The organism is Streptomyces solitudinis, from assembly GCF_036323765.1.
Classification (GTDB): Bacteria; Actinomycetota; Actinomycetes; order Streptomycetales; family Streptomycetaceae; genus Streptomyces.
The window spans coordinates 1-24,219 of record NZ_JAZDCW010000013.1 but is presented as its reverse complement, the minus strand read 5'-3'; the positions used below and the strand labels follow the sequence as shown (position 1 = coordinate 24,219).

The 24,219-nt window shown below is 66.8% G+C and carries 16 protein-coding genes and 6 pseudogenes; 6 read left to right on the top strand and 16 right to left on the bottom strand.

The annotated features are described in order from the left end of the window. The first annotated feature begins 441 nt into the window (after positions 1-441). Both V1J52_RS24665 and V1J52_RS26220 read left to right on the top strand, forming a co-directional pair. Positions 442-1,191: a hypothetical protein gene (locus V1J52_RS24665; protein WP_330142167.1), complete on the top strand. Its 750-nt coding sequence runs from the start codon at positions 442-444 to the stop codon at positions 1,189-1,191. A gap of 986 nt (positions 1,192-2,177) precedes the next feature. Beyond that, on the top strand, positions 2,178-2,657 hold the full coding sequence (locus V1J52_RS26220) for a hypothetical protein (protein WP_443075920.1): 480 nt from the start codon (positions 2,178-2,180) through the stop codon (positions 2,655-2,657). A 366-nt stretch (positions 2,658-3,023) separates the two neighbouring features. Here V1J52_RS26220 and V1J52_RS24650 read toward each other — a convergent pair whose 3' ends face one another. The 11 genes from V1J52_RS24650 to V1J52_RS24605 all read right to left on the bottom strand — a co-directional run bounded on the left by V1J52_RS24650 (position 3,024) and on the right by V1J52_RS24605 (position 15,498). Continuing rightward, on the bottom strand, positions 3,024-5,993 hold the full coding sequence (locus V1J52_RS24650; protein ID WP_330142165.1) for an RNaseH domain-containing protein: 2,970 nt from the start codon (positions 5,991-5,993) through the stop codon (positions 3,024-3,026). A gap of 30 nt (positions 5,994-6,023) precedes the next feature. Continuing rightward, the gene (locus V1J52_RS24645; protein ID WP_330142164.1) at positions 6,024-9,347 is read right to left on the bottom strand and encodes a hypothetical protein; all 3,324 of its coding nucleotides are present in this window, start codon (positions 9,345-9,347) and stop codon (positions 6,024-6,026) included. Next, positions 9,344-10,615, bottom strand: coding sequence for a restriction endonuclease-related protein (locus tag V1J52_RS24640; protein WP_330142163.1), 1,272 nt, complete (start codon positions 10,613-10,615; stop codon positions 9,344-9,346). Before V1J52_RS24640 ends, V1J52_RS24645 begins: the two co-directional genes overlap by 4 nt. 64 nt (positions 10,616-10,679) lie before the next feature. Continuing rightward, positions 10,680-10,982: a transposase gene (locus V1J52_RS24635; protein ID WP_443075919.1), complete on the bottom strand. Its 303-nt coding sequence runs from the start codon at positions 10,980-10,982 to the stop codon at positions 10,680-10,682. A 47-nt stretch (positions 10,983-11,029) separates the two neighbouring features. Then, positions 11,030-11,251 carry an integrase core domain-containing protein gene (locus V1J52_RS24630; RefSeq protein WP_330142202.1) on the bottom strand — a complete coding sequence of 74 codons (222 nt, stop codon included), beginning with the start codon at positions 11,249-11,251 and terminating at the stop codon, positions 11,030-11,032. Between the two features lie 12 nt (positions 11,252-11,263). Then, positions 11,264-11,902, bottom strand: a complete 639-nt coding sequence (locus tag V1J52_RS24625) for an IS3 family transposase (RefSeq protein ID WP_330142162.1) — start codon at positions 11,900-11,902, stop codon at positions 11,264-11,266. Next, positions 11,899-12,198 (bottom strand): transposase, encoded by a 300-nt coding sequence (locus V1J52_RS24620; RefSeq protein WP_443075918.1) that lies wholly within the window; start codon positions 12,196-12,198, stop codon positions 11,899-11,901. The genes V1J52_RS24625 and V1J52_RS24620 overlap by 4 nt, the downstream gene beginning before the upstream one ends. Continuing rightward, positions 12,116-12,649, bottom strand: coding sequence for a transposase (locus V1J52_RS26215; RefSeq protein WP_443075917.1), 534 nt, complete (start codon positions 12,647-12,649; stop codon positions 12,116-12,118). The genes V1J52_RS24620 and V1J52_RS26215 overlap by 83 nt, the downstream gene beginning before the upstream one ends. After that, the gene (locus tag V1J52_RS26210; protein WP_443075916.1) at positions 12,634-13,023 is read right to left on the bottom strand and encodes a helix-turn-helix domain-containing protein; all 390 of its coding nucleotides are present in this window, start codon (positions 13,021-13,023) and stop codon (positions 12,634-12,636) included. Before V1J52_RS26210 ends, V1J52_RS26215 begins: the two co-directional genes overlap by 16 nt. Positions 13,024-13,071: 48 nt before the next feature. Beyond that, complete coding sequence (locus V1J52_RS24610) at positions 13,072-14,337, bottom strand: helix-turn-helix transcriptional regulator (RefSeq protein ID WP_330142161.1); 1,266 nt, start codon at positions 14,335-14,337, stop codon at positions 13,072-13,074. Positions 14,338-14,574: 237 nt separating this feature from the next. Next, complete coding sequence (locus tag V1J52_RS24605) at positions 14,575-15,498, bottom strand: transposase family protein (protein WP_330142160.1); 924 nt, start codon at positions 15,496-15,498, stop codon at positions 14,575-14,577. 240 nt (positions 15,499-15,738) lie between these two features. Between V1J52_RS24605 and V1J52_RS24600 the strand changes: the two are divergent. Further along, positions 15,739-15,963 (top strand): annotated as a pseudogene (locus tag V1J52_RS24600) (ISAzo13 family transposase); the annotation flags it as partial. A 19-nt stretch (positions 15,964-15,982) separates the two neighbouring features. Here V1J52_RS24600 and V1J52_RS24595 read toward each other — a convergent pair. After that, positions 15,983-17,207 (bottom strand): annotated as a pseudogene (locus tag V1J52_RS24595) (IS110 family RNA-guided transposase). A 244-nt stretch (positions 17,208-17,451) separates the two neighbouring features. Between V1J52_RS24595 and V1J52_RS24590 the strand changes: the two are divergent. Both V1J52_RS24590 and V1J52_RS24585 read left to right on the top strand, forming a co-directional pair. Then, a pseudogene (locus V1J52_RS24590) lies at positions 17,452-17,936 on the top strand (ISAzo13-like element transposase-related protein); the annotation flags it as partial. Between the two features lie 56 nt (positions 17,937-17,992). Next, positions 17,993-19,897, top strand: a complete 1,905-nt coding sequence (locus tag V1J52_RS24585) for a hypothetical protein (RefSeq protein ID WP_330142159.1) — start codon at positions 17,993-17,995, stop codon at positions 19,895-19,897. Between the two features lie 203 nt (positions 19,898-20,100). On the opposite strand, the pseudogene V1J52_RS24580 reads toward V1J52_RS24585, so the two are convergent. Next, positions 20,101-21,477 (bottom strand): annotated as a pseudogene (locus V1J52_RS24580) (IS1380 family transposase). A gap of 560 nt (positions 21,478-22,037) precedes the next feature. Between V1J52_RS24580 and V1J52_RS24575 the strand changes: the two are divergent. Next, positions 22,038-22,445, top strand: coding sequence for a hypothetical protein (locus V1J52_RS24575; protein ID WP_330142201.1), 408 nt, complete (start codon positions 22,038-22,040; stop codon positions 22,443-22,445). A gap of 27 nt (positions 22,446-22,472) precedes the next feature. Here V1J52_RS24575 and V1J52_RS24570 read toward each other — a convergent pair. The 3 genes and pseudogenes from V1J52_RS24570 to V1J52_RS24560 all read right to left on the bottom strand — a co-directional run. Next, a pseudogene (locus V1J52_RS24570) lies at positions 22,473-22,849 on the bottom strand (transposase); the annotation flags it as partial. Between the two features lie 464 nt (positions 22,850-23,313). Beyond that, positions 23,314-23,601: a hypothetical protein gene (locus V1J52_RS24565; protein ID WP_330142158.1), complete on the bottom strand. Its 288-nt coding sequence runs from the start codon at positions 23,599-23,601 to the stop codon at positions 23,314-23,316. A 347-nt stretch (positions 23,602-23,948) separates the two neighbouring features. Continuing rightward, a pseudogene (locus V1J52_RS24560) lies at positions 23,949-24,219 on the bottom strand (hypothetical protein); the annotation flags it as partial.

Sequence of the window (24,219 nt, the reverse complement as noted above, 5' to 3'; positions counted from 1 at the left end):
TTGTTTGGCGTGACGCTCGTTTGACGCTCCGAGCTCCTGTACGCGGGACAACGGGCGGACGGACTGCCTCTGACCTGGTCTTTTCCGTGACTCGTCCAGGCCGATCCCTTTCCGATGACCCACCACGTAGAGTGTGTCGCCATCCTTTAACCGGCCGCAAAGGGCTCCTGACCTGCGGATTTGCTCGTGCGCATTATGTGCGATGTGGGCGTTACGGGCGATATTTTGACGCTGAAATGACGCTCGTGACGCTCATTTGAAGCTCGTTCTGATGGGTGTCAGGCTCCTTGTTGTCCTCTGCCATCGGGTCTTGCTCGTTTGCCATCGAAGCGTGATGACTACCGGTTTCGGGACATCGAACCTTAACCATGCAGGTCAGGAGCTTTCCCTGTCCGAGGGCCGGAGTCGCGGCGGATGGGGCTGACCTGCTTGGATTCCGGCATGACGGATTGGGCGCAACTCAGCCATGCCTACGGCTCGGCGGAAGACATACCGGTGCTGCTGGACCAGATCGCTTCGGAGCCGAGCCCCGAGCGATGGAACGACCTGTGGTCGGCGCTCTGCCATCAAGGCAGTGTCTACTCGGCCAGCTTCGCGGCCTTGCCGTGGCTGGCCGACGTAGCCGGCCGCGATGACAGGGAGCAGGCGGTCAGCGCCTTGAACCTGGCGGGTGCGATCTTGGCGGGCTCTGACCAGCCGCACGGGGCCGGCGACGTCCGCGCCCAGCACGCCGCGGAGGTCGAGACCCTGCTGGTAGTGGTGAACGAACACCTCCGGACATCGTCCGATCGGAACGAGTACGCCTATCTCCTGGAATCCATGCTGAGCTTCGAAGGCGTCGTGGGCTGGGGCGAAGACCTCGCCTGGGGCATCGTGAACGAGGAGTACGAGGTCTCCTGTCCTGGCTGCGAAACCAACCTGTTCATCGTCATCGGCGAGCGAGGCTTCTTCTCCACGAGCGGTGACTACGCGTTGTCGGAGGATGACGTCGAGACGACGCCCCTGCGTCCCGCCAGCCCCGCGGCCATGGATAGCATCGGCCGCCGACTCCACGACATCGCCCTCGCTGACGGGCACCAAGACGTCGCCAGCGCGATGACCTACGTCTTCGGCGATGCGACGTGCCCGGACTGCGAAACCGGCTTCTCCGTAGCGGATCAGGTCAGTGCCGATTGGTCCGCAACACACTGAGCAGGTCCAGCGAAACGCAGGCTTCTTCGTCGAACCGGGCGCTGGTGCCTCAGGTCGCTCGGTTCTGACGGGAGAGAGCTGTCGCCGGGAGCTCACCGAGTTTCCGCGCTCGGTAGGCGGCCTGTCGGCAGGCATGCGAGCACCACCGTCGGGCTGCTGGGGCCGGCTGCATGGGGGTGCGGCAGAAGCCGCATGTCGGGCCCGTGGGGACGCTGTGGCCGGCGAGGGGTTGGGCGGGGTTCTGCTGGCTCTGGAGGTAGTCCTGGTCTTGGCATCGCTGGCAGTAGTCGGCCGGGCCGCGGCGGCTCATGGGGATGCGGTGGATGATCTCGCCGCACTTCGTGCAGAGTTTCGCCGGGGAGGCGGTCGGGGCCGGTGGCTCGGGGGGCCGCTCGACTCCTTGGCGGTGCGCCATCCGGCAGCAGCGTGGGGAACACCAGGACGGCGTGCTCTTCCCCGGGGTCCTGGGCAGTTCGATCCCGCAGTATCCCCAGGTCGGGGTGCCGATGGTGCGTCGCAGATGGGCGCGTTGGCGGCAGCGGGGGGAGCAGTGGCGTCGGGGGCTTCCGCCGGCGGTGCCCTTCGGCGGGAGCGGGGCGTCGCACTCCGCGCATCGGGTTGCCGGGCCTTCGAGGGCTTCGCGGAGGGCGGCGGGGTGACGGCCGGTGGCGGCGGCGAGCCGGCCCCAGCTCGGTTTTCCGCGGTGGTGGGGCGGCGGGCAGAGGTAGTCCCGCAGATAGGCGGGCTGGAGGTGGTTGGCTCGGGCGAGGCGGACGATGAAGGTCTCGATGCCTTCGCGGTCCAGCGGCCGGATTTGGCGGGGGAGGCGGGAGACGGTGGGGTCCGGCTCCATGTCGGGGGTCACCGGGCGGTCCGTCGGCGGGGCTTGGGCGAGGCGGCGAGGTCGAGCGGAATGTCCTCCAAGCCGTGCTTGGTGAGTTCCTCGGTGCCGGTGAGGATCGCGTCGATGGCGCGCCGCGGATCTGGTGGGAGAGGGAGCCGATCATGCCGCCGCAGCGTTCGTGGAGGAAGCGGTCGAGGCGGATCAGGCTGAACGGTTCGTGCTTGAGCAGGACCAGCGTGCCTTCCAGGGTTCTGACCAGGCCCTTCCACTCGGGTTCGTAGGGGAAGGGGTGGGTGCGGATGAGGGTGAAGCGGCCGGCGATCTGTTCACCGCGGACGCCCGCCAGCAGGCGCTCGACGTTGATGCCGGCGTAGACGAACGTCGCGGGGATGCGCTCGGAGAAGTACTTGAGGGTATCGGCGACCTCGGCGCCGTTGCGGCTGGTCAGCGAGATGTTGTGGAGCTCGTCGACGAGGACCAGGCCGGTGCGGGCGTCGGTGCAGACGCCGACGACAGCCTCGATGATGTCAGTGATGCTGAACCGGGCGGTCACCGGCATTCCGCGACCTCCGGGGACCCCAGATCGTCGAAAACAAGTGCGAGTTCGCTGGCATTGAGGTAGTTGCGGGCCACATCGCGGCCGAGCTGGTCCATCAGCTCCTCGTCATCGAGCTTGCCAGACTCGACGAGGGCCTCATAGTGCAGCTCGCCCTCTGGCTGCTCCACTGGCTCCTGCTCCAGTCACTTGCCGAACATACGCACCCCCGAACTCGCTGGTTCTCCCTCCGTCCTCATTGTCACGTATGCCACCCGAGTACGAGACCCGCATATGCGCAGCCGGAAGCAGAAGCCCGATGCCTGCCTCGACCCCATGAGAGCGCGAACCACGATCCTGCTCGTGTCAGATGGAAGGCAGGCCACTCACCGCCGCATGAGCGGCCAGGAAGGCAAGTCGGCTTCGTGGCATCGAGGTCTGGACGTTTCGCATCTATTCGTCGGCAGCTTCGTCTCCCTGCTCCTCGGGTGGCGCCGACCGTCGGTACTGGGGGTGGTCAGTGTCGAGCTGTTTGGCTGCGTGCAAGGGGACGGGGTAGCGGGAGCGGTCGGACCAGGCGATGGTCTGGTGACACAAGCGCGCGGTCGCCCGTGCGAGCATCGTCCGGTCGACCCCTTCGGCCACACCGACTGGGTAGATCTCGGTCGCTGTGACGGCCCACCACGGAGCCTTGAGCTCATTCGTCTCCCGCTCTCCCTCCTCCCCGCCCTTGCCCGGGTCGGCATCCCAGCGAGTGATGGCCTTGCCCAGGTCTCCGCCCTTGGCTTGGTAGTTGCGCGAACTGTTGAACAAAATCCAGAAGGGGTTCCCGAAGTCCACGTCGGCGCGGTGTAGTTTGGCCGATGCGAACAGGATGGACTCTTTTTCGGTGTCCGGATCGCTCTCGCGAGGGACGGGAACGTACTGGGGCACCTCGTCCGCGGCGACGTTCATCCGGATGACCGCGCTCGGCTTCTTACGAGGTGCGTTCTTGCCTTTGCCATACCCAGGCAGCCAGGTGCGCGGATCGGTGATGTCCTCTTCCTGGTAGCTCTGATTCTCGTTGTGCAGGCCCGTCCACATCCGTCGGCAGGCGTGCCCGTCGACCATGACGACATAGCCCACGCCGGGTTCCAGCTCGTCGCGTACGAGGCTGGAGAGGGCGTCTTCGACGTGTGCTGCTGCTTCCGCCCAGCGTTCCTTGTCCGTCTCGGCCTTGCCGTCGACGTGGAGTGCGTAGTCACTGGCATGGAAGGCGGCGATTGCCTCCCGGTAGGGCACCCAGGCCCCGATTTGGGGTGTCCACGCTCGCATCGTCCAGGCGCTGCCCTCCTCCTCCGGCGGGAACAGGGCGGTGGCAACGATGATGCGTTTGGTGTGCTTGCCGTCGGCGGTCTTGGCCTGCCGGCGGGCGTGGATCCCGCAGTAGACGAGTTTCCCCGCCTCGTGGCCCTTCCTGTCCTTCGCGATGGCCCGCGCGAGGCGCTGGTCGATGATCCCGAGTGAGCGGTACAGATCGAGGAGCGCCATGTAAGCGGCGTGGTCTTTCCCAGGCTTCGGAGGACTGATTTCTGTTGCGGGGTTTCCGAACGTCCCCGGCTTCATTCCCGAGGTGAACTGGCAGACGAAGTCCTTCTTGGCCAGGAAGCGGCGGACCTGGAACTTCCCGTCATAGCGCTCCTTGCGCAGCAGGAAGGCGTTCCGCTTCTCTCCGTCCTTCTTCTTCAGCGCCGGGATCTCGGTCTCGCACCACGCGCCAACCAGTACCTGCGACTCCCTGCCGGCGAAGTCGTCTTCGAGGGATTTGTACTCCACGGTCCGGGTGATGTCGTCACCGTGTGCCAGGAAGCGCTCAGCCTGACGGAACACCACGCTGATGCCGGGAGCGAGGAAGACCTCCTCGCCTGGCCCCGGATCGCCGATTGGCGGGCCGTCCGGGAAGGCGAGGGACAGCGCGTTGATCATGCGCAGGCGGGTGCTCCAGCGGTACCACAGGCATACGATCCGCAGGTGCTCGAAGCCCTGTGCCTTCACGGAAGCGGTGATCTCTTCGGGCGGGGGAAACCCGATGGTGTGCAGGAGCTCTCCGGCTTCGATGCGGCTTGCACGCTCCTGCGGGGGCATCTTCTGTTTGTCCGTGGGGCGCGGCTCGAAGGTCATCGGTTCCACCGTGAAGTCGACCCAGGTGGCCTTCTCGCCCAGCACCTTGGAGACGTGCTCGGCCAGGAGCCGCAGATGAAGGGTGCCAGGTCCCGTGCCGACAGCAAAGTTGTCGTTCCTCGGCATGAGCGGGCGGATGACGCTGGCGTCAGGAGTAATGAACGAGGGGAATTCACCCTCCTCGGCGGCCTTCTCCAGCCGGGTCCGCTCCTCGGTGACGCGCGTCTGCAGCGCTTGCAGGACGCTGATGTCCATCTCGTCGCGTGCGAGCAATTCCAGGGCGCGCTGGTTGACCGCTCGGACGCTGCCGTTGCGTACCAGCTCGGTGTGCAGGATGGGAAGGCCGTCGCTGCCCTGGTAGATGTGCGTGGACTTGGCGTAGACCATGTTGCTGTGGACGCGGGTGACATGGGCGTCAAGGAAGATGACGGGGTGGACGACGTTGGGCTCGGTCTTCATGACCACCGAGAGCCGGGACATCGCGTACTGGGCCTTAGTGGCTTCATTGACCTCGGTTGCGTCGTCACGGAGGTTGTACTTGCGCCCGAAGGGGTGATCCCAGGCGATGAGGCCGCCCCGACTGTCGGGGAGGTAGGTGACTTCCCTTTTGTTCGGGTTGGCTTTCCAGCCGATCGTGCGGTTCTTGTAGACCTGTTCACCGTTGGCGTCGAGCTTGGGAGAGCCGTCCTTCTCCTTCGCGGCGACTTTCTCAGTGATCGGGACGAGGTCGTAGATGGTGAACTTCTCCTGGGCGAGCTTCTTGGAGATCACCCAGGGCACGGCCACGTACATCCAGTCGGGACACTTCGGCTGCTTGCCCGGAACTGGCTTAAGGAGCCGCGCCATATCGAATTCCTGCTCGGGCGTCTTCGCGATGGCTTCGGCCACCGGCGGTACGTCGAGGAGGACGGCCTGGTCGGTGTTCAACCCCTTGCTGTAGCCGACGACGCACCGGAAGACGTGGCGGAGGGTCTTATCGTCGATCTTCTCCAGCGAGACCAGGAAGTTGAGGTACCGGTCGAGGTGGACGTACCCGCCGGTCTTGAACTTCAGGTAGGTCAGGGCGGTTGAGTACGGCAGGTTCTTCTTCTCGTCCGGATGCTGCTGGCTTTTCTGCTCGTCGTCTCCGTCGCCTTTCATCTTCTCCCATTCATCCCGCACGCTGCGCGGGAAGATCCGTACGTACACCTTCTGGCCCTGGACGAGTTCGGGGGTGCATCGCAGGGTGAGGGTGCTCGGGAGATTCGAGGTGGTGTCGCTCAATGCTGTGATCTCTTTCGGGAAGGCGCTCGGCTATGCGGAGAGGGCGAGGTCGACGCCTGCGTAGGTCAGGAAGGCGTTGACCGCTTCGCCGTACAGTTCGGCCATCTGCCGGCGTTCTTCCGGCAGCCATCGGGAGGCCATGCGTTCGATGATGCTGGCCAGGTCGGAGCTCCATGTCTCGTCGTGGAAGGCGTAGTCCACGAAATGCAGTTCCATGTTCGTACCGCCACGTCGTGCTCGGCCGGCGAGCTGGATGAGGGACACCAGCATTCCGGCAACCATCTGTTCCTGGAGGACGAGGTCCATGGTCGACAGCTGCGGGGAGGAGCGCAGGATGGTGGCCAGGTGGTCGCGTGATGCGGTGCGAGCCGTGTGCAGCGCCTGGACGGGATCCGACACACCGGACGAGGGCAACGAGTTGATGCCTGCTGCGTTGACACTGCCGTACATCCAGGTGGGGTCGTCGATGATCAGCGGGGGCCTCACGCACAGGTAGATGGAGTGGATGGCTGAACGGATATTGACGACGATGTTGAGTCCTCTGGCGATGTTAGCCAGGGGGGCGATCAGGATGTCGCCGAACTGGGGAAATTCCTCGACCTCTTCGACGGTGATGCGGCGGACCAGTGACGGGTCGGGTAGATGACGGACGTTGCTGAGGCGGTCTTCTTCCCGGACGAGGACGCACACGCGGTGGGAGAGCCCTTTCGCCTTGGCGACGCCGGTGGCGATGTGGCCGCACTGTTCGTAGCTGTTGGCGGTGAGGATCACGCGGGCGCGGGCGCGGGTCGCTTCCGATTTGGCCAGGCGCGTGAGTTTCCTCGACAGCTTTGTCTCGTACAGGCGTTCACCGATTTCGCGCAAAGCTTCGGGCTTGTCGGAGGGAAACTGGCCGGCGATCGGGATGCGTTCTCCAGCTTTGCGGTGGCCGTTGCCGTAGGTGACGGCCGAGGACTCGACCAGGATGGATTCTTCCTGAGCGTCGGTCATCCACCACATCACGGGCGCGTGGATGTGCTCCTTGACCGCCTGGGGGAAGTAGGCCGTGGCGGAGAGCCCGAAGATGGGCCGCTCCACGCCGGCGGTGATCAGTGAGACGAGTCCGCCGAGTTCCGACACGTAGGTATGCGGGTCGCCAGCCATGTGCTGCGTGGAGAGCTTGGCGTCCTTCTCCGGGTTCTTCATGCCGGTGACCCGGTAGCCGTTGATGGGCCTGCCGATTGTTCCGTGCGGCAGTACGTCGGCGATGCCGCCCGAGCGCATCGAGTCGATGATGCGGTTGGCGCTGAGCAGCCCGGAATGACGCAGGGACTGGGCGGTGTCGCGTAGAACGGCGAGCGACACGTCCAGTTCGCTCATCAACGCGCGGATGAGGAGGTGGTCGATGGCCCGGTTACGGGCGCGGCCGTCGCTGATCATCGGGGCGAGGGCCTCGTGGAGCCTGAGTTTGAGCGCGTCGCGCTGGTTGATGCCGCGCGGCGACACGACGGCCCCGAGGACGTTGCTAACTCGTTCCCACTCGGGGTCCAAGAGCATGGGCGCGGGAGCCGTCTCGTCGTCTTCGCCGAGGTCGGGTGCCGGTACCAGGGCATTGAGCCGGTGGATTGCCTCGGCGGGAAGCGGCTGTCCGTCGCTGACCTGGTATTCGGGGAACAGGAGGCCGATGAGCTCTCGGTCCTTGGAGCGTGGCAGGCGCCAGCCCTCGTAGTCGTATTCGTGCCTGAGCCGCGGGACTCGGGCGTCGTCGTAGTGGTTGAGACGGAATGCCTTGGTGCACAGGCCGGTCAGCAGGGACTCGGCCATGAGCCGGACGTGGCTGACCGGTTCGATGAGCTGGTCCTCGAAGCGCAGAGGAAGGTGCTTGGCCGCGGTGTCCAGGACCTGCGGTTCCGCGGTCCACGGGCGCCGGGAGTGCAGGTCGACCGTGGTGGCGCAGCGGTCGACGGCGACGGCCTGAAAGGCGTCGATCTCGTCGATAATGACGAAATCGCTGGCGCGGAGCACGAACTCGCGGACGGTGACGGACCGGACCGGGCGGCCGTCGATCTGGATGCCCACACGCATGGTGCCCTGGATGAAGTTGTGGTGGTTGGTGACGATCACCGTGGCGTCAGCGGCTTGGTAGGCGGGGGTGAACTTGCCGCAGGTCGGGATCCAGGGGCAGGCCAGCATCTCTCTGCCGCCGCGCAGGCCCAGGCAGTTCTCCTTGCCGGGGCGGTAGATGCCGGCGGAGTCGAGCCAGTGCTGCTGTGCGCACCCGTAGGCGAGGTGGTCGACGTCACGGCGGCCTCGCTTGCCCCATTCTCCGGGGGCGTCGGGATCCTCCTTGACGAGGGCCGCGTGCTTGAGGGCGCGCTCGTGCCGCGAAGACGGCGACATCAGCGGAGCACACGTCGCCAGGTGCTTGGTCTTGCCCGCCTCGTACAGGATCTCGAGGTCATGGCTGATGTCCCAGACGGAGGCGAGTGTGGCCTTGACGTCGGGGACGAGGAGGGTGACGCGGTAGTCGTTGAGCGCGGCCCACGAGCCCAGGAGCCGAACTAGCACGGACTTACCGGTTCCGGTCGGCGCGTGGAAAATCTGGGTCCGGCCGGTCAGGAGATCCAGTACGTCGACGGTGTCGGTGTCGCGGGCCTTCACCCGGTCGAGCAGGCCCGTCAGCACCTTGTACAGCCAGGGGCCCGCCTCCGTGTCCTCGTACTGGGTGTCCAGGAGCTGCGCGATGTCCTTGAGTTCCTGGACGGTGACCCGAACGGTGCCGAGGCTGGGCCGGGTGGTGAGGGCGGGAAGCGTGTCGTGGCCGAGTGGCTGAGTGAAAGCGGGGAAGCGGGGGATGGTCACGCGGCCGTGGACGATCTCGTTGCCCTCGGTGCGTTCACTCGTCTCGTACGTCTGGCCTGGCGCTGCGAACTCGTGGGGCTTGCGCCGGTTGCTCGGCCGCCGGTAGGGCGCGAGAAGGCTCTTGGCGTAGCCGAGGTAGTCCCCTCCCAGCAGGGGGTAGGCCGCAGTGGCGGTGAGAGGATCACCGGCCAGGGTGAACAGCTGGAGGGTGGTCTCCTCGTCCTCCTCGTCGCCGCTGTCCATGGCGCCCAGGAGGATCCGCGCGGCAGAGGCGAACCGCTTCTCGTCGGCGAGGTCGGGGTTGCTGAGCTTCATCACCTCGGCCACGAGAAGGCGTTCCTCACTGCCCAGCTCATTCCATCTCTCCCATGCCTGCGGTTTGCAGCTGGCGAAGAACGCCGCGTGGCGGAAGGAGGCCAGCGGCTTGCCGTCGTCATCGTGCTGCGGGAAGTAGTGGGCGGCTAGGGCCAGCGCGGCGCGGACGAAGGCGTCCCTGACAGTCATCTGGCTCATGCCCACACCACCCCGGCGCTCTGGCAAACCATCTTGGCGAAGTCGGTCATGGTCGCGGCCTTCATTCCGTACTTGTGGCAGGTCACGGTCAGCAGGGGGATCTGGTCGGCGCGGTGGTCGGGAACGACGAGCCATTCGGCGCCGCCCTTGTCGCCCTCGTTGCGGTGCAGGCTCTCGGCCAGGACACGGCCGTGGGTGTAGTCCTTCACGTCCACGGTGAAGACGTGGGTGCTCCCGTCAGGGCTCTTGACCTCGATGCGATGGTCGTAGGCATCGCTCATCGGCCAGAGTTTGACGGCCTCGTCCATATTTGCCAGTGCGGCGGCCAGCCGTTCCCGCAGGACGGTGTGCAGACGCAGCTCGTGCAGGCCGGGCACGCAGGTGTAGCGCCACACGCCGCGCTTGAGGGCTAGATGCCCCTCAACCGGCTTCGCCTCCGGCACGGCACCGGTGGTGCCCAGCGCGAGCGCTGCCTCGTGCGGAGGCGGGGTGTCGGGGCTGTCCGGATGGAGCTGCGGCGCGTCTCCGGACGTGGGCCGGAACATGAAGCTGGCACCGGTATCGGCGTGACGGCCGTAGAGGCAGGCGACGCGGTAGTACTCGCGGCCCACACTCATCCGCTTGCTGATCTTCATGGGCCACTTGCACACCGTGCAGGGGAACCACCAGGTGCGGTAGACGGCGTGGTAGGGGATCGGCTCGTAGAAGCCGATCGCGTTGAGGGGCAGGCCGCGCTTGTTCAGCTCCGCGGCCGTGCCGGCCGGGCATTCCACCAGCGTGGTGCGGTCCGTGACGTACTGGGCGTCACCGCGGCCCCTGAGGATCTCGTACATCTGATCCTGGTCGATCTCGTCCTGAAGCTGCTCCTCAGTGAACCGCATCCGGCCGATCCGCCGAAGCCGCTTCAAAATCCGGTGCAGCTGGGAGGTCTCCCACTGCAGATCGAAGGCGTTGCCGGTGACGCAGCCCTCGGCGTCGACAACGGGAAAGTCGAGGTCGCCGAAGCCGGACCGGTCCAGCCACGGCGGGAGTAGGCCGTCGATGGGGCCGCGCAGCCTTCGGCGGAACTCGCCGAACGACAGCGGCACTCCGGGGCCGTACGCGGCGAGCAAGTCCCCGTGGTAACGCATCAGCTTCTCGGCCCGGTCCCTCGGGCTCAGGTCCGGGGCGGTGGTCGTCTGACAGGCTTTGATGAAGGTGAAGTTGATCAGGCGGAACGCCTCGAATTGCGAGAACGTCAGGCCGTCATCATCGGCATGGGTCGTCACGGGAGACGACGGTAGAGCACGGGTCTGACAATGCCCCCGGAACGGCCTCGGAACGCCCTATTGATCAGAAACTCATGGGGTTCTCGTCCAGGACGTAGCGGGCGTGTGGGCCGCCGAAGTAGCCGCGGATGATGTGTGGCTGGCGCTGGCGTCGGCGGAAGAAGCGGCGGGTCTCGGCGGCGAGTTCGGCTTGATCGCGGGCTCGGTGCTGCTTGGGCAGGCTGTGCTTGAGGTCGGCGTTGACCAGCTCGTCGGGGTTGAGTTCAGGCGAGTACGGGGGCAGGAAGTGCAGCTCGACGTCGTCGGTGTGGACGGTGAGCCAGTCGCGGACCTTCTTGGAGCGGTGGGCGGGGTACCCGTCGACCACAAGATGGTGAGCTTGTTCCGCTTTGACGGACACCATTGGTGTGGTGGTCAGGCTGCGAGTGCGGTCTCGTATTCGGCGGGACTGCGGTAGCCGAGGCTGCTGTGCAGACGGTGCAAGTTGTACCAGTCCTCGATGAAATCGAAGATGGCGGTTCGGGCGTCGGCCCTGCTGGGCCAGGAACTCGTGTCGAGCAACTCCCTCTTGATGGTGGCGAAAAACGACTCGGCGAGCGCGTTGTCCCAGCACTGTCCGGTGCGGCCGACCGACAGACGTACCCCACACTAGTCTGCCAGCGCGGCGAATTGCTGGCTGGTGTACTGACAGCCGCGATCCGAGTGGAAGATCACCGGCCGGGTGGGACGGCGCTTGCGGCAGGCGGCCGTGAGGGCGTCGGCGACCAGATCGGTCCGCAGGTGGTCGGCCGTGGCCCAGCCGACCACGCGACGGGAGGCGATGTCGATGACGGTGGCCAGATAGAGCCAGCCCTCCTCTGTCGCGATGTAGGTGATGTCGCCGCACCAGCGGGTATCCAGGCCGGCGGGGTCGGGTTGGAAGTCCCGGACGACGAGATCGGGCCGCAGGGCAGCCCGTGGATCGGGGATCGTCGTCAGGTGCCGTCGTCTGCGGTGTCGGCCTTGCAGGCCGGCAGCCCGCATCAGCCGCGCGACACGTCGGCGGCCGCATCCGGAGCCTGCCCGCTTGAGCACGGCATGGACGCGCGGGGCGCCATAGGTTCCCCGCGATCTCGTGTGGACGTCGGCGATCTGTTCCGCCAGCTCGGCGTCACGGACCGCGCGGGGACCAGGCTTGGCAGCACGGCGGGCATAGAAGGCGGTCCGGGAGACCTTCAACAACTCACACGCTCGTTTGACGCTGTGACCTGCATGCTTCTCCGCCTCGATGAACGGGTGCACCGTCACCGGGTCTCCTTCGCGAAGAAAGCCGTGGCCCGCTTGAGGATGTCGACGTCCTCACGCAGACGGCGGTTCTCTCGCCGCAGTGCCGCTAGTTCATCGCGTTCGCTGCTGGTCAGGCCGTCCCGCTCGCCCGCATCGACCTCGGCCTGCTTCACCCAGTCGCGCACCGCGGTCTCGGTCAGATCGAAGTCCTTGGCGATCTGACCAACCGAACGGTCACCGCGCCGGCACAGCTCGACGATCTCCGCCTTGAACTCCGGCGTGAACGAACGACGAGGGCGAGGTTTCTTCTTCCCCATGCTCTCCATGATGGACATCCTCCCGGGGCTGAACCCCTGATCTCGAATGTCCGTCAAAGCGGACCAGGCCCAGGACCTTGTGGTCGAAGTGACCGGCGAGCCGGTCCAGGAAGCGGCACATCACCTCGGCGGTGAAGCTCTCGGCGAAGACCATGAAGTGCATCCGGCCCTTGGTGCTGATCGCCGACATCGCGTTCACCGAGAACCGGTTCCCGCTCCGCCGCACCACGGGCGTCCTGCCCTTCTCACCCCAGGTGCGGCCGGTGACCTGGTCGGAGCGGATACCGACCTGGTCGGCGAACAGGACCTCGCCGCCGTCCTTCTTCGCCTTCGCCCGGATCGCCGGCCAGGTCTTCTCGTGCCAGCGCCGGACGGCCTCCGGGTCCTGCTCGACGGCCCGCTTGTCCGGCCGATGGAACGACAGCCCCCACCGCTTCAGGTACTTGCCCACCCCAGGCCGGTCAGCTTCACCCGGTACAGCTTCGCGATCAGGTCACCGATCAGCCGCCGCGTCCACAGCTGCCCGCTCAGCCCCACGTCACAGGGCCGGTGATCGAGGACCGCCTGCCGCACCGCACCCTGCTCGGCATCCCCGAGCACCTGATGCACCCCGACGGGCTTGCCGCGCGGCTGCATGACCAGCGCTTCCCGACCGCCGGCCTGCCACTTCGTCCACCAGATGTCGACCGCCTTCAGCGACCTCCCGAACACTGCCGCCACGTCCTCACGGCCCCGCCCCGCCACCAACGCGGCCACCGCCCGCAGACGCAAGGCCTCCTGCGCCGACGGCGACAGATGCCGCGCGTCCCCCACCAGATCGCTCACACCCAGCTCAACGACCCAGAATCACAAGCGTTTCGGATCAATAAATGATCATTGCGCCGGAGATGCCGCAGCTGGGTACATCTTCGCATAGACGTGCAGGTAGGAGGCAATGTGCTGCTGCCCGAGACCGGTGGTGTGCCACCGATACTCGAGGACGTGCGTATCACCCGGCGCCATCCGGGGACGCAGTTCGATGAAGCCTCTGCTGGGATGCTCCTGGCGTTTCGGCCGATAACCCACAGCCAAGTAGAACAGGGACTTACCCGCAAGCTCGCTCTCGTGGAGACCCTCCGGGCCGGCTGCGGCAACACGGAGCAGAACGCCCCACAACCATTCAGACAGCAGATGCGCGGGAGGTGCCGACTGGGCGGGCTCTCCCAGCCCAGCGCGGGCCCAGGCGCGACCGCGGCGCGTAATCTCCACGAGGGTCCGGTCTACCTCACCGACCCCCGGAACCTCTACGCGGTCCTTGGTCACTTTGATCAGTCCCAGCCGCTCCAGGGAGTGTAGGGTGGCCCCGGCCCCTTGATCATGGACGCCAGCGCTCCGCAGTCGCTGTTGAAGGCGAGTGTGGCCGACTACTTCCATGGGCGCGTCGATAGCGAACGGCAACTTCCGCCACTGCTTGGCCGACGGAACCCTGACCTGGTTCTGCCGGCGCATCCACATCTCAGTTTCAGTCATCTTGTCATCGCGCAGGATTTCCCCCAGATAAACCCGCTGCCGTTCATTCAGCCCCTCCCAACCCTCGACCGCTGACGGCGGCGGACCGTGCCGCTCCCGCTCGGGCAGACGCGGAGGCTCATCAGTCGGCCGCGTACGCATCCAGGCGTCCATCACTATCCGGACCGGCACCTCGTACACGGCGGCAAGCTGCTGCACCAGTCGGCCTGTGTGCCCCGACTTCCTCCAGTTCCAGCCGGAGACCCGGCGGCCCCGCTCCAAACAGCGGACTTTGTGCGCGTCCACGAACAGATCGCGGCCTGCGGCAGTCGCGCGAAGACGGGTGGCGACCTCCTCCGCGGTGAGACCAGCGGCGTACCGGAGGTCAACCAGCGTCTCGGACCCGCTGGGCGTACCCGTGAGGTCGGTGGTGGCACAGCCCAGAGCATCGGCGAGCCGTCGCACGTTCCTGGCTTCAGGCACGTACCTGCCCTCCTCCCAGTACACGACCACGCGATACGTCACCCCCACGAGATCAGCAAGCTCCTGCGGAGTAAGCCCAGCCTGCTCGCGCAGCGCCCTGATCTTGGTGTGTTCAACGGCTAGCAAACGCCTCGGCATACTCCTAGAGAACCTCAGTGAAGACTTCATGGCAACTGATCAGCGCCCGGGGGCGTGCCTGAAGCCCCGAGACCGTCATGATCGTGAGTTGTTGGTGAGGGCGTAGACAGCGCCGCCAGGAGCGCATTGGGACCGAGTCATGCACCTGCCAGGCGGGCGATCGAAGGCGTGACCTGTCGACCACGAGGGGCGGGCACGCCAGACGTCGCATAACGAGTTGGTGCGTGATAGCGGGTGAGGCGTCTTTAGCCTGGTCGTGGCCTATTTTCAGATGTTGATGGTGCGGTCGGAGACGAGGCCGGCGATGGCGCGGTAGGTGTCAGGCAGGCGGTCGCGGCGGTGTGCCCAGCGCATCAGTTGCTTCCATCGCTTGTGACCGGCAAGGGCGTGTTCGACGGTGATGCGGTCGGACGAGTGCCAGTAGCGGTCGCTTTCCCATTGCTGGACTCTGCCGGGCAGTGCTCCCGGACGCGGCTTTCTGGGCGGTGTGATCGCTTGCCCGCGGTGGTCGCGGCTCAGGCCCAGATAGCCGTCGTCCAAGAGGACTTCGACGTCGGGAAAGTGCTGGAAGCAGACGGCGATGCCCTCGTTGCGGGCGGCCGTGGCATCGTGCATACGTCCAGGTCGCAGGGCATCGGTCCATAACGTGCGGCCACGCCAGTCGGCGATCACGGTGGCCTTCATCGTGTTCTGCTTCTTCTTGCCCGACACGAACGCACGGCGACCGCCGCGGTTGGCCGGGGGCCTGCGGACCTGGATCTCGGTGGCGTCCAGCCGCAGCTCGACACCTTCGGCCTGGGCGTAGGCGAACACGTCCGTCAGCGTCCGAAGACGCAGGCCGGGGCGGTCGGGGACCGCGCATCCCCGCTCGGCCAGGAGCGTACGTATCTCTGTGATCGCGCGGGTGATGGTGGAGCGGTCGACGCCGAACAACAGGCCGAGCACCGAATGCGGCAGATCGTGCCGCAGATGGATCAGCGTGGCCACCAGTCGGTCGACGAACACCAGCTGGTGGCGGGCACCGGCACCCGCAGCCCGCTTCCGGGCTCCTCCTCGTGCAGCATGGCGTCGACCCTCAAGTCCGGCCTGCCACGGCGCGGCCAACTCCTCGACGAGACAGGCGAGATGCTGTCGAGTGATCCCCGTAAACAGCCGATGTGCCAGCACCGCCCGATTGATCGTGATCGCCACACCCGGATCATGCCACCTGCCTGGCATGACGCCTCACCCGCTATCACACACCAACTCGTAAAGACGCCTCACCCGCTATCACGCACCAACTCGTTAGGGCTTGCAGATCATCAACGTGTTGCTTCCCGCTCTGGAGCTCGTTGGTGTGGTATGCGCATCCAGGACGAGGCTCGTGCCTAACTCGCGGTGAGATTTGAGGTGTTGTCCCCGCATCTGGACGAGCGGCAGCGCCGCTTGCTGATGGGAGCGCAGGCCCGGCTGCTGGGCCATGGCGGTATCCGGGCCGTCGCGCGGGCGGCCGGAGTGAGCGAGACGACGGTGCGCAAGGGTGTGTTCGAGCTAGAGGCCGGCGAGGCTCCGTTGGGGCGGGTACGGCGGCCGGACGGAGGACGCAAGCGGGTCACGGACCTCGACCCGGGGCTGCGGCCCGCGCTGCTGGCCCTGGTCGAGCCGGATGAGCGGGGGGGTGCCTCTATGTCTTTCGTCAAGCTGTGCGGGGGCTTCTCGGCTCGTAGAAGGTTCCGTCGCGGAGCATGGCGAACAGGACGCTGATGCGGTGGCGGGCGAGGCGGAGGAGGGCCTGGGTGTGGGTTTTGCCGCGGGCTCGGCAGCGGTCGTAGTAGGTCCGGGAGGCGGGGTGGTGGAGGGCTGCGAACGCGGAGAGGAACATCGCTCGTTTGAGCTGCCGGTTGCCGCCTCGGGGGGGCGTGTTCACCGTGGATCGACGTGCCGGACTGGCGGGTTGCCGGGGCGAGGCCGGCGTAGGAGGCCAGGTGGGCGGCGGTGGGAAAGCTGCTGCCGTCGCCGACGGTGGCCAGGAGGGCTGCGGCGGTCCTGACGCCGATGCCGGGCATCGAGGTCAGGACCTTCGAAAGAGGGTGGGCCTCCAGCAGGGCCTCGGTCCGGGTTTCCAGGGCCCGGCGTTGTTCGTGGACGGCGGCCAGCGACTTCGCCAGCGATGGGACGATCACGTCGAGGGTGCCGGTGCCCGGGACGGTGACGGTCTGCTCGTCGAGTGCGGTGAAGATGTCGTCGGCTAGCCGCTCGGCCATGCGCGGTGCCCTCGGGCGGACGACCTCGACGAGCCTGCGGTGGCCCGCTTCGCGGAGTGCTTGCGGGGATCCGTAGCGCTCGAGGAGCCAGGTGACGGCCGGGTGGTCCAGGCGGGGGCCAAGGATGCGTTCGAGGCTGGGGTGGAACTGGGTGAGCAGCCCCCGGATGCGGTTGCTGGTGCGGTTGGCCTCGGCGGCGAGGTCCTGGTCGAAGCCGACCAGCATGGTCAGCTCCGCGGTGACCTTGTCGGCGAGGTCGAGGGCGCGCAGGGTGTGGGGCATGGTGCGGGCGGCGTCCGCGATGACGGTGGCGTCTTTCGCGTCGGTTTTGGCCTCGCCGGGGTAGAGGTCGGCGATCCTGCGCATCGCGAGTCCGGGCAGGTAGGCGACCTGGCAGCCGGTGTCCCGGGCGACGGTCAGTGGGAGGGCGCCGATGGAGGCGGGCTGGTCCACGATCACCAGGACGGTGCCGAACTTGGCCGTGAGCTTGTCGAAGACGGCCCGCAGTTTCGGTTCGGTGTTCGGCAGCGGCTTGTCGAAGACCGTCTTCCCGGCCGGGGTCAGTCCGTGGCCGTGATGCGTCTGCTTGCCGACGTCCAGGCCCAGGAAGACGCCCACCCCGTCGATGTCGACCTTCGTGCCCCCACCTGTCTCGATGCGTGCCGGCCTCGGCGGTCGGGGGCCGTTCTCGCGCATCCACGTTATGCAGACCTGCCGCCCGCGAGCGGCCGGGCATTGCGCCCGGCCGGGCGGTGGTCGGACCTCTGATCAGCGTCTGTGACGGCACCCCTCGGGCCCGGTGACACCACCCCCCAGGTCATCTTTTCGACAGGGGGCAACAGTCATGCCGGGCCCGGAGGCCAGCGGCCCTCTTGCAGGACCACGAAAAAGATAACGGGGGCCGATGTCGCCGCTGCGGTGGACGGTGAAGTCGACCCGCACCCTCGCGCGGGAGCTGGCCCGGGCCGGGCACCGCGTCAGCGCCGATACCGTCGCCGCTCTGCTGCGAGAGGAGGGCTTCAGCCTGCAGGCCAACGCCAAGACCCTGGAGGGCAGCCAGCACCCGGACCGCGATGCCCAGTTCCGCTATCTCAACGAGCAGGCGCGCGAGCATCGGGACGCCGGCCAGCCGGTGATCAGCGTGGACACCAAGAAGAAGAAGAAAAAGAGCTCGTCGGAGAGTTCAAGAACAGCGGCCGACAATGGCGGCCTCCCGGTGAGCCGGTACCGGTGCACATCCACGACTTCGCCGACCCCAAGCTGGGCAAGGCGATCCCGTACGGCATCTACGACCTGGCGGCGAACACCGGCTGGGTCAACGAGAGCGTCCGCGTCCCAGACGCTGCTGTGCAACAGCCGAGCAACGAACAGGGTTGGCGTGCTCGCGTTCGTGACGTTGGCCCATACTTGGGGAAGTCCGAGGAGGGAGTGCTGAACCAGCAATGATGATCGACTACAACGTCAGCGATCACTGGTCGCCCAACGATCCCGACTGGCTCAAGGCTCTGGTTTCGTCCCTCGACCGCCGCCACGGCATGAGCACTGTCCTCCCGCTCACGGTCATCGTAAATGAGGTCGCGGAGTGGGTGCAGCTGGCAAGCGGAGTCGACGCCTGGAAGCCACGTCCGAACCGCGATTCGTTGCGGCTCGACCTTGAAGAGTGTATTGAGGCGATGGGCTCTTCGCTGCGCACGCAGATCGGTGCTCCATTGGCGGCGTTCGAGTCCGCCTTCTCCCAACTCATCTCAAGCCCGCGTGCGATCCTTGAGCAGCTACCCGGCACGCGCACCGACGCGGTATGGACTGAAGTGTCGAGCTGCGCGACGGACCTGCTTGCGGCGCTGAAAACTGACGCCGCCGTGCGCGCCAGCTGGGACGACCTGGTCGCGACGGCGCAGAATCGAACTCTCGCGGAGAGAGAATACCGGCCAATCGCGGAGCTCCTGTTCGTACAGCTAGAAGGGCGCGGGCATCACGCGGAAGGGATCTTCCGCAATCTCGTTTCGATCCTCGCCTTCGGGCGCGACCCGGACGACGTACCGATCGGCGAGAAGGACACGCCGTTCGATGAGCGCCTAACTAATGCGCGTGAGTATGTCGGGACCCCGGCGAGAAAGGAACCGACCGTTGTTTGGCTGGGTTACAAAGGGCGGATCCACCAGCACTTCGAGGCTGGCCGAGTCTGTTTTTACGACGCGCACTGGGCCGTCCCGTGCGCTAGGCCCGGCCGCACCGAGTTCGCGCATAAGGCTGAACTCTGGAAGCTGGTGCAGCACGGTTACACCTTCCGCGTTGCGGAGCTTGTCGACGAGGAGTCCGACGTCGACACTATCGTGCGCGTGGATCTTGGCACCACGACGGCGGCCGGTGCAGTCGAGCGCGCAATCGCCATCGTTGACGTAATCTTGAGCGTCTCTATTCATCGGGCAGGAGGGATCCGTCCTAATCTCGCTCAGTACGAGGTGCTCCGCTCCGGCCAGCCCGCGGGTGGCGGTCACCGCGCTGTTTGGAATGAGACGGGCTTTCCCAACGACACCTACGGCGCGAGCATTACCACCGAGGCGATCGGGCAGCATGGCCAGCGCATCGCGGAGGCGCTGGCCCGTCAGAAGCTCCCCCGGTTCCTGGCCGCTGCGATCGAGGTCCAGATGACTGCCGACCATCCGTTCAGCTGCGATATGGCATTGCGTAAGCCGTCAGAAGCAGATGTCAGCAGCGTCATCCCGCTTTCGGACCGTGTCGTGCGGCACGTGGCCGCGCATGCAACCATAAATCCGAATAGTCTTTTTTCTATCCTCGGTGAACGCTGGGCGCACGCCCGTTGGCTGACCTACCTTCAGCGCGCGGCTGGCATGTGCCTGCTTGGCCGGAGTGAGCTGCTCACCGAGCTGACGCGGGAGTGGTTGTCGAAGCACCCGAAGCAGCCGTGGCTGCTGTTCCTTGCGGAGCGCGCCGATGACTTCCTTTCGGTGTGCCGTGTCGAACACGAGCGTGCTTGGATCGCTCGCATGTTCGCGAGCATCAGCAGTCATGCCGTCTACTGCACGCTCGTCGAGGAGTACACGGCCGAGGGTTCAGTGCTCGATGCGCGCCGACGGCGAGTCCGGAACGCGCTGGTGCACGGCAACCCCACGAGCTTTGCCGTCGTGCAATCCGTTCGTGAGTACGCCGAATTTGTCAGTGGCGCCGCCCTCAACCTCGCGCTGGAGTCCTATGTCGATGGAACTCCCTCCGCTGTCGCACTCGCGGAACGAACGGACGAGTTCATCGCCATGAAGAGCGGAGAGGATGCGGAAACCTACTGGCGCAAGCGCATAGCCAAAGAGGGCTGGTCGACCCGCGGGTAAGGATCGACCGCTGCATCGGCGAACGTATCGGTACGACCCTAGCCTCGATCGTGCGTGACGGGCGGCCGACGGAGTCGGTGGCCCGTTTTCGTGCCATGGGCTGAGAGTGGGCAGGCTGAGGGCCCGAGTGTCGTCTCGGGTGGACGCCGGGTTCCACGGCCCGGTTGGAGGGTTCATCTCGCAGGAACGGGTGAATCCGCTGGTCAGCCGGGGTTCGGTAGGAGTGTGAGGCGTTCGAGAGCGGCGGTGATGTGGCTGGTCCAGGGCCAGTGCCGGGCCAGGCGGAGGATGCGTCGGCGGCCGGTGGTGACGAGCTGTCCGGCCGCAGTGAACAGGCGGAGCCGAAGGCGGCGGGGTTCCCAGAGACGGGCTGTGCCGGTCAGTGCGAGCATCGGCATCCAGGCCAGCAGGTCGAGAGCGATCTGCACGATCTCCAGCCAGATCCGGTTCTGGGCGGTGCGGTTCAGGGGCAGGTTGCGCAGGCCGGTGGCGCGGGCGGCCCGGATGCGGTCTTCGGCCCTTGCCCGCAGCCGGTGACGGAGCTCGAGTTCGGTGATCGGTGCCGGTCGGCGGTGTTGGTGGCGAAGCAGGTCAGGCGCATGCCGTCCGCGTCCGTGAGCCGCAACTGGGTGCCGGGGTGCGGGTGTTCCTTGCGGACGATGAGCCGCATGCCCTTGGGCCAGCCGTCCAGGACGTCGCCGGTGAGCTCGGCGACCCAGGCCCCGTCCCGGATCTCGCCGTCCGCCTCGACGGCCGGTGTCCAGGCCGAGGTGGGGACCTTCAGCACGTGCTGGTGGATCGCGTCGGTGATCACCATGCCGACCGAGTAGGACAGCCACCGCCCCCGCCGGGCCAGCCATGCCACGAAGTCGTGGGTGCCGCCCACGGAGTCGGTGCGGATCAGGGTCCGTCGCCCGCGCCGGTATTTCTTCGGCGGCTAGGTCAGGGCCAATCGGGTGGTGGTGATGTGGTCGGCGGCGGTGTTCGATCCCGCGTTGCCCGGCCTGAGCAGGGCCGCGACTGGTTCCCCGGTGCGCCCGGTCCGTGGTCGACGAAGGCCATGAGCGGGTGATGGCCGTAGGTCCGCTTCCAGGTGGGTGCGGCGTCTTCCTTGTCGGAGTGAGCGATCACCAGCACCCCGTCGAGGTCGACGGTCACCGTCCCGTCCGCGTCGGGCGCCGCCCGGCCGGCCGACTTCCAGACCCGCTCGCGAGCTGGGCCCGCGCGGAGCGGATCGCCTGCAGGGCCTTTTGGCCGGAGGCGGCGAGGGTGTCGATCAGGCGGGAGACCGTCGGGTCGGAGGCGACCGACCCGAACACGGCCGGTTCGGCCCGCCGCATGCCCACATCCGCGAGGCAGTCCCCGCCCGACGCGACCGCCAGGGCCACGTCCAGCAGGATTTTGCCCGGATCGTGCACCGCCCGAGCCTTCCGCCACGGCGTCAGCGCCGCTGATACCGCGGTATCCAGGTCGGCCTTGCGGACGGTCTCCACCAGCAGCACGCTCCCGGCCTGCGAGACCACCGCCCGGCCGCCGCCCTCGGTACGGACACACGGGTACGAGCCGATACGCTTCCTCACCTGGAGAGTGCTTCTTTCCGTGCAGCCAACAGGACCCTCGACAAGTCCCATCGTTGCAGGTCAGGAGCACTCTCCGCTTATTTGATCAAGTCTCGGACGCCCACCTCGTGAAAGCGCGAGGCTAGCGTTGAAGCCGCAGGCATCTCGGGCCTCCTTTGTCGCTTGGGTAAGTCTGTTCACCTACCTGCGGCGGGAGAGAGCTGATTCGGCACTCTTTCCCCCGACACCTACTGTGATTCACGCCACATAGCGCTGTCTGGCTGCGTTTCCCTTTCGTCAGCCCAGCATCCACCGCTTGAAGGGGCGGCTGGCCGATCATCGCCCTGACACCGCATCACTCCACGTGGCAGGGTCGCTTGAGATCACGAACAGCCGAAATATGGGGGCTTCGTGGACGCGCGGACGTGGAACGGACTGGTTGGCGTCGCGAAGGAGACGTACACCGCCTTGCTGGGCGAGGGGGACGTGCCGCGCCCGCTCAAGGTCGGCCAGGACGCGCTCTGAACCGTTCCGGGTTCGATCCTCTTCGTCGGGCATGAGACTGTCTGGTCGTGTCAGAGATGATGAGTGGGTTGGAGGCGGCCTTGGCTGAGGCGTTGTCTCCTTCGTGGACGCAACGTGTTCGTGTCGGGCGTGACCTTGCTTCCTTCGCTGATGCTCCTGAGGCTGCGGAAACGCTGGTGGGGCTACTGCTGGATGTTGAGGACACGGCGGTGACCCGGCAGACGGCCGAGGCCCTGGCCCGGGTGGGGACGGTGGCCGCCATACGGCTCATCGCTCTCGCGGTTGCCGAGGCTGACGACAACCAGGCCGACTGGTTGCAGACCGGGGTGCATGACGTGTTCGTGGGACCGGGCGGTGCGCTGGACGTCGCAGCGGCCTGCGGGAAGCTCGCCCGGGACCCGGAAGAAGCTGTCCGTCGAGGTGCCGCTGACATCTCGGCATGGGTAGACGACACAAGGTATTGATTTGCGTTGGTCTGTCTGTGGGCGGGGTCATGCAGCCGTCGCCTGGGGGAGCCGGGGTTCGTAGAAAGTGCCGTCGCGGAGCATGGCGAACAGGACGCTGATGCGTTGGCGGCGAGGCGGAGAAGGGCCTGAGTGTGGGTCTTGCCGCGGGCGCGTTGCTTGTCGTAGTAGGTGCGGGAGGCCGGGTCGGCGTTCATGCAGGCGAAGGCGGAGAGGAACATGGCGCGTTTGAGCCGCCGGTTTCCGCCTCGGGGTGCGTGTCGCCGTGGACCGAGGTCCCGGACTGTTTCGTGGTGGGGGCGAGCCCGGCGTAGGAGGCGAGGGGGGGCGGTGGGGAAGCTGGTGCCGTCGCCGACGGTGACCAGCAGGACGGCGGCGGTCCTGACGCCGACGCCGGGCATCGTTGCCGGTCAGGTGGGTGGGCCCGTTCAGCCCGACGGTGAGTCCGTTCGCGGCCGCGGCGAAGGACATGTTGATGTCGACGGCGACCAGGAACCGGTTCATGCACTCCTCATCGGTCAGCGGCTGGCACCAGTCGTAGGGCTCCTTCCATCAGCATCTCGGCCGGGGTGCGCAGGTGGTGCCGGGCAAACCTCCCTTTGAGAGGACGGGGTGCTCGTCAGGGACTTCGCACTCCACCACGTCGTACCGGGCAGTGAGGGGGGACCACAGCAGGTCCACGGTCGGCTCCGCCCAGTCCTCCCGCCAGCGCCCCAGCACCTCCCTTGCCTCCGGTCGCAGCACCACCGCCCGCAGCAGACTCGGCTCCGGCCGCTCCGCTTCTGGCCGCTGCCGTTCTTGCGGGCCGCCTCCTTCGCGGCCCGCAGCGCGACCCGGGCCAGGTCGACGCCGGACGTCTCGCCGCCGCTCATGCCTGCCCCCAGGTGGTGTAGCCGAGGCCCAGGTGCCCGAGGCCGGACAGGCGCTGGACCTGGGCGACGAACGCCCGGGTGAACAGGCGCTGCGCCGACAGCTCGCCGTACCGGTCGATGTGGTCGAACACCAGCTGGTGGTCGGCGTCGGCGCGGTTGCGCCAGTCCAGGACCTGCTCGCGGGTGAGCTTCTCGAGGACCAGCTCCTGGTCGTCGTCGGCGTCGGCGAACTTCGGCTCCGGAGCGGGGACGACGACGGCGGCAGGGCAGACGGCCAGCGACAACGAGGACGTGCGGGCATCGCACCGTCAGCCAGCACCGAGTCGGCCCCTTCGGCCAAGGAGCGCGGCGGACTGGCTGAGCACAACCTCGTCCTGGCCAGCACGGCCACCCTCGGCACCGGTCGACCTGGTCTGCCACCGCGCCCCCTGGGAAGTCATCCACGAGCACGCTAAGGAGGTCCGGCACTTCCGCCGACCGCCCCTGCGGCGACGGCTCGGCAGCGGGATGACGACCGGACGGCGGAGGCGGGCCGACAGGCAGGCGGATCGGCGCGGCAGCCCGGCGCGGCGGCTCGGGGCGGCCCCGCGATGGCGCGGCGGCCGGGGGGAGGGTCAGCGCGTGCCGGGTGTCAGCCGGGTAGCTGGTCGATGAGCCAGGTGCCCAGTTCCTCGGTGATGGCCGTGTGCGCGGTGGTCGTGGACGAGCAGCGGAAGTCGTCGAACTCGCTGTTCTCCCAGGACAGGTCGTTGATGTTGGCGTACAGGTCGTCCTGCGTGTCGATGTCGCGGATGGCGACCGCGCTGACGGAGGGGACGAAGCACACGTCCTCGTGCCGCAGGTCCGCCGTGGCGCCGAGCTTCTTCATCGCTTCGGCGAGGATCGTGTAGGTGTGCAGGGTC